This is a genomic window from Streptomyces xiaopingdaonensis, assembly GCF_000262345.1.
Lineage (GTDB): Bacteria > Actinomycetota > Actinomycetes > Streptomycetales > Streptomycetaceae > Streptomyces > Streptomyces xiaopingdaonensis.
Window position 1 is genome coordinate 24,226 of sequence record NZ_AJTQ01000302.1, and the last position, 6,469, is coordinate 30,694.

At 74.8% G+C, this 6,469-nt stretch carries 1 protein-coding gene (cut by a window edge); it reads left to right on the forward strand.

What is annotated here, in order from left to right; genetic code table 11:
- Nucleotides 1-6,469 carry part of the coding region annotated (locus tag UWG_RS0123575; RefSeq protein WP_016909662.1) for an SDR family NAD(P)-dependent oxidoreductase on the forward strand (this coding region is incomplete at its 3' end). The annotated region extends 4,062 nt beyond the left edge of the window, so 6,469 of the 10,531 annotated nt are shown.

A 6,469-nucleotide genomic window follows, 5' to 3' on the forward strand; every position in this document is an offset into this window, starting at 1 on the left:
GTGGAGGCGCACGGCACCGGCACCGCGCTCGGTGACCCGGTGGAGATCCGCGGCCTGGGCGTCGCCTTCGACGCGGCCGGACTCGCACCGGGGAGCGTGCCGATCGGCTCGGTGAAGTCCAACGTGGGGCACTTGGAGTCGGCGGCCGGCATGGCGGCCCTGTGCAAGGTGCTGCTCCAGATGAAGCACCGGACCCTGGTCCCCTCGCTCCACTCCGAGACCCTCAACGCCCATATCGATTGGGCGGATTCGCCGTTCTACGTGCAGCGCGAGTCCGCGCCGTGGCTCCCCGCCGAGGGCAGCCCGCTCCGCGCCGGAATCAGCTCCTTCGGCGCCGGCGGGTCCAACGCGCACCTGGTCGTCGAAGAGCACCCGTCGGCCTCCGGGCCCGCGGATGCCGAAGCCCCGCGGGAGCCGCAGGTCTTCCCCTTCTCCGCGAAGACGCCGGAGCGGCTGCGCGAACTCGCGCGCCGGTTCGCCGAGTTCCTCGGCACGGGCGCCCACCACGATCCGGCCGCTGTCGCCTACACCCTCCAGGTGGGCAGGGAGGCGCTCGACGAGCGCCTGGCCGTCGTCGCCTCGTCGACCGAGGAGCTGCTCGCCGCGTTGACGGCCTGCGCCGCGGACCGTCCGCTCCCGTCCGGTGCCCGGCGGGACAGCGTGCGCAGCGGAGCGCGGGACCGTGCCGCCCGGGTCTCCCGGGACGAGGTGGAGGAGGCGGTCGAGCGCCGCGACGCGGAAGCCCTCGCCGCGCTGTGGGTCAGGGGCGGAGCGCCGCGCTGGGAGCGGCTGCACCGCACGGTGCCCGGGCGGGTGCCGCTCCCCGGCTACCCCTTCGAGGAGTTGCGCTGCTGGATCACGGAGGGGGATACCCTCGCGCCCCCGCCGAGCGGGGCGGCCCCCGGCGCGGGTACGCCGCACGGCACCGAGCACCCCTGGCTCGACGGAGTCGACGCCGCCGCGAGCCTCGACGGCACCGTCACCTTCACCGCCCGGTTCACCGAGGCGCACCCCGTGATCGACGACCACCGGGTGGCCGGCGTCCCGCTGCTGCCGGGCGTCGCCGTACTGGAGTTGGCGCGCGCGGCCGTGCGGGAGGCAGGGCTGCCCGAACGCCTCGTGCTGCGCCGGGTCCGCTGGCTCAGGCCCCTGACCGCGCAGGGCCGGGAGCGCGCGGCGCACCTCTCGCTGCGGACGTCGGGGGAAGCGCTCGCCTTCACCCTGCGCGACGCCGATGCCGATGCCGCCGACGACAACGCCGCGCCGGTGCTGGCGCAGGGCACGGCCGAGCCGCTCCCCGCGGGCGCCGAGGAGGAGCCGCTCCCGATCGAGGAGATCGAGCGGCGCTGCCCCCGGCGCTTCGAAGGCGACCGGCTCTACGAGGAGTTCGCCGCGGCCGGACTCGTCTACGGACCGACGCTGCGCGGCGTGGAATGGGCGGCGGCGGGGGAGGGCGAGGCCCTCGCCCGGCTCGCCGCCCCCGTGCACGCGCATGCCGGATACGCGCTCGACCCGGCGCTGCTCGACGGCGCCCTGCACGCCTTCGCCGTGCTCCGCGACCGCGAGTCGGGCCGGCCGATGGTGCCGTACGCGGTGGAGGCCGTGGAGATCCACCGCCCAGCCGTCGACGGCTACGCCCACATCCGTGCCACGGGCCCCGACCGCTACGACGTGTCCCTGCTCGACGAGGAAGGCAGGACCTGCGTGCGGCTGCGTGCCCTCGCGCTGCGGCCTGCCTTCGACGCCACCGAGGCCGCGCCCCCCGCCGAACCCGCCAGGTACGACGGCAGCGACCTGCTCGACGGGCTGCTCTTCGTCCCGCGCTGGAGGCCGCTCCAGCTGCCCGCCGAGGGAGCCGCGACGGGCGGGATCACCTGGATCGTGCACGACGCCGGAACGCTGCCGCTCGCCGAGGAGTTGGCCGCGCGGTCGGACGGTCCCGTGCTGACCCCGGTCGAGCGGCTCGCCTCGCTCGACGGCCAAGCTCCGCCGGAGACCGTGTACTTCGTGGCGGGCTCCGCTCGCGAGGGTACGCGCCACGACGACGCGGCCGACCTCGAGGAGAGCCAGCAGCGCGGGGTGCTCGCGCTGTTCGGGCTGGCGAAGTCGCTGCTGGCGAGCGGGGGATCGGCGCATTCCCTCCGGTTGGTGGTGGTGACGGAGGACGTCTGCGACGTGGCCGGCGGGCCCGCGCGCAACCCCTTCGCGGGCAGTCTGCACGGACTTGCGCAGTCCCTCGCCCAGGAGTGCGCCAACTGGCAGGTGTCGCTCCTCGACTGCACCGCGGCCGAGGAGCCCCGCGCGAGGGCGGCGATGGTGGAGCGCCTGGTGGCCGCGGGGACCGCGGTCGGGGCGCAGGGGCCGCTCGTGGTGCGCGGCGGAGCAGTGCACGGCAGGACGCTCGAACCGCTGGCCGCGTCTCCCGTGGCGTCGGGCCGGATACGGCGCCACGGCGTCTACCTGCTCCTCGGCGGCGCCGGCGGTATCGGTCTGGAGATGACCGAGTGGCTGGTGCGCGAGTTCGAGGCGAAGGTCGTGCTCGTCGGCCGGAGCGCCCTCGACGAGGAGCGCGGGGCACGGCTGCGGCGGATCGACCCGGACGGCGACCGGGTGCGGTACGAGAGGGCCGACGCGGGCGACGCGGCCGAACTGGAGCGCGTCGTGGGGGAGATCACCCGCGACCACGGCGCGCTGCACGGCGTCGTCCACTCCACCATCGTGCTGCGCGACAGGAGCACGGCGAACATGGACGAGGCGACCTTCAGGGCGGCCTTGGAGGCGAAGACCAGGGTCAGCGTGGCGCTGCTCGCCGCGCTCCGGTCGCACCGCCCCGACTTCGTGCTCTTCTTCTCCTCGGCGGTCGCGCTGTCGGGGAGCGCGGGACAGGGGAACTACGCGGCGGGGAGTGCGTTCGAGGACGCTTTCGCGCACTTTCTGCAGGACCGCCTCGACACGGCGGTCCGGGTGATCAACTGGGGCTTCTGGGGCACGGTCGGCGCCGTGGCGCAGGACCACTACCGCCAGCGGCTGGCGCGCCGCGGCATCTTCTCGCTCGACCCCGCCGAAGGGAGCGCGGCGGTCGACCAGGTGCTCGCGCAGGAGCACCGGCAGGTGCTCGTCACCAAGGCCAGCAGGGACGTACTCACGGCCGCCGGGGTCGACTTCACCGGTACGGCCGGCGAAACCGGCCTCGCGCTCCTCGACGAGGCCGCTGCCATGCCGCCCGTACCGCCGCTCCTCGCCGACGACGTCGCGGAGCGGCTGGACCGCGTCATGCTCGACTGGCTCTGGCTCCTCTTCCGTGCGGAGGGCGTCTTCGGCGCACCGGAGGAGCGGTGGACGGAGGCGGAGTTGGCGGCGCGGCTCCGTGTCGTCCCCGCGCGCAGGCGCCTCTTCGCCGAGCTGGTGCGGGCGCTCACCGAGCGCGGACGGCTGCGGGAGGAGGGCGGCGCGCTGGTGACCGGCGCACCCCCGGCCACCGGCGACCCGGAGCAGGAACTGGTCGGACTCTGCGCGCGGACCGAGGCGCTGGAAGGCTTCGAGCGGCTGCTCGGGCCCTGCATGCACCACCTGTTCCGCGTCATGCGCGGCGAGGTCCGCGCCACCGACGTGCTCTTCCCCGGCGGTTCCACCGCGCTCGTCGAGGGTGCCTACCGGGGCAGCCCGGTCGTCGACCGGGCCAACGAGCTCGCCGCCTCCGCCGTCGCCCGGTGCCTCGCCGAGCGGGCGGGGGGCACGGGGGAGCCGTTCACCGTGCTGGAGGTCGGCGCGGGCACCGGTGGCACAACCGCCGCCGTACTGCCCGTACTTGCCGAGGCGGGCTCGCCGGTGCGATACGTCTACACGGACCTGTCCGTGGCGTTCCTCCAGCACGGCAGGGAACGCTTCGCCGAGCGGTACTCCTTCGTGGAGTTCACGACGCTGGACGCCGGCCGCGACCCGCGGGAGCAGGGACTCCCCGAGGCCGGTTTCGACATGGTCGTCGCGGCCAACGTGCTGCACGCCACCGAGGACCTGCTCGCCACCCTGGGACACGTGGGCACCCTGCTGCGGCCAGGGGGCTGGCTCGTCCTCAACGAGGCGAGCAGCAACGTCCTGACCACCACCCTCACCTTCGGGCTCCTCGACGGCTGGTGGCTCAACAAGGACGCACACCTGCGGCTCCCGGGCTCGCCGCTGCTGTCGGGCCCCGGCTGGCAGGAAGCGCTCGCCGCCGCCGGGTTCGCGGACAGCCGGGTACTGCCTGCGGACGAGGGGGAGAGCCAGTGCGTCGTGGTCGCCGAGGCGGCGCGGCGGGAGCTTCCGGCGGCCCCCGGGCCCGCCGCGGGTCCGGCTGCACCTGCCGCGGTGGCGCCGGTCGAGGTGGCGTCTGCCGCGGTCGGCGGAGGCGGCGGCGCGCTGCGTGCGGCCGTCGAGGAGTACGTGCGGCGGCCCTTCAGGGAAATCCTCCACATCGCAGACGAACGGCTCTTCCACGACGAGACGTTCGAGAACTTCGGCGTCGACTCGTTGACCACTCCGCGGATCGCCGACGAGTTGGCACCCGAGACCGGCACCTCGCTGCCGGCGACGCTCCTCTTCGAGTACCCGACGATCGGCCAACTCGTCGACTACTTCCTCGAACACCACGCGGACGCGCTGCGTACGGCGCTCCTGCCGGAACCCGACGCCGCCGAGGAGCGCCCCGCCGCGAGCAGCTCGGGGGCGACCGCCGAGCCGCGGCGCGCGCCGGAGACCGGTTCCCTTGCGGAGGTGCCGGAGGACGCGTGGCAGCCGATCGCCGTCATCGGGATGGCCGGGCGCTATCCGGGGGCACGGAACCTCGACGCGTTCTGGGAGAACCTCAGCGCCGGCCTGGACTGCGTGCGCGAAGTCCCGCCGGAGCGCTGGGACTGGCGGCGGCACACCGCCGTGGGCGGTGCCGCGGTCAGCCGCTGGGGCGGATTCCTCGACGGCATCGACGAGTTCGACCCGCGCTTCTTCCAGATGTCCCGCAAGGAGGCCGAGGTCACCGACCCGCAGGAGCGGCTCTTCCTCCAGACGGCGTGGCACACCCTGGAGGACGCCGGCTACCCGCGAGCGCGGCTGCACGACGCCAGGGTCGCCACTTACGTCGGCGTCATGTACGGCCACTACCAGCTCTACGAGAACGAGGAGGGCGTCGCGGGCGGCATGGGTTACGCCTCGATAGCCAACCGCGTCTCCTACCTCCTCGGCCTCCGGGGCCCCAGCCTCGCCGTGGACAGCATGTGCTCGTCCTCGCTGAGCGCGATCCACCTCGCCTGCGGTGCGCTGATGCTCGGGGACGCGGAGTACGCGCTCGCGGGCGGCGTCAACCTCGCCGTGCATCCGCGCAAGTACGACCAGCTCGCCGTCGGAGGGTTCACCTCGAGCGACGGGCGCTGCCGCAGCTTCGGTGCGGGCGGCGACGGCATGGTCCCCGGCGAGGGCGTGGGCGCCCTCCTGCTGAAGCCGCTGGCGCTCGCCGAGCGGGACGGCGACCGCATCCACGCGGTGATCCGCGGCAGCGCGCTCAACCACGGCGGCAGGACGAGCGGTTACGCGGTACCCAACCCCGTGGCGCAGGGCGAACTCATCTCGCAGGCGGTGCACCGTGCGCGGATCGATCCGGGCACGGTCTCGTACATCGAGGCGCACGGTACGGGCACCGCGCTCGGTGACCCCGCCGAAATGGCCGGCCTGGTGCGGGGTTTGGGCGAACGGGGCGCGGACGCCCCCGAGGTCGCGCTCGGTTCGCTGAAGTCGTCCGTCGGCCATCTCGAGTCCGCCGCGGGCGTCGCGGCCGTCACCAAGGTGCTGCTCCAGATGCGGCACGGGGAACTGGTGCCCTCCCTCCACGCCGAGCAGCTCAACCCCCGTATCGACTGGGAGAGCGTGCCGTTCCGCGTCCAGCGGGAGCGCGCCGCCTGGCGGCGGAACGGGGCGCCGCTGCGGGCCGGGGTCAGCGCCTTCGGTGCCGGGGGGGCCAACGCGCACCTCGTGCTGGAGGAGTACGCGGCGCCGGCTCCCCGACGCGGCGAGGACCGGCCGAGGCTCTTCGTCCTGTCGGCCCGCACCCGGGACGCGTTGCGCGAAGTCGCCGCCGACCTGCGCCGGTTGCTGGACCGCGGCACGGCCGGTGCCGCAGCGCCCGGCCTCGCCGCGCGGCTCGCCGCCGACCTCGCCGACCTCGCCGGGGCTGCCGCCACACCCGAGGAACCGCTCGTCGAACTCGGCCTCGACCTGATCGCGGTGCTGGACCTGGTGCGCCGCGTCGCGGAGCGCCACGGCCTCGACCCGGACCGGCTCGGCCCCGGCGACCTGCACGAACTCCTCACCCTGCGGCAGGTCGCCGAGGCGCTCGCCGGCGGGCCCCGGCCGGAGGCGCCGCCCGGCGAGGCGCTCGACCTCGACAGGGTGGCCTGGACGCTCCAGGCGGGCCGCGAGCCGATGGCCGAGCGGCTGGCGG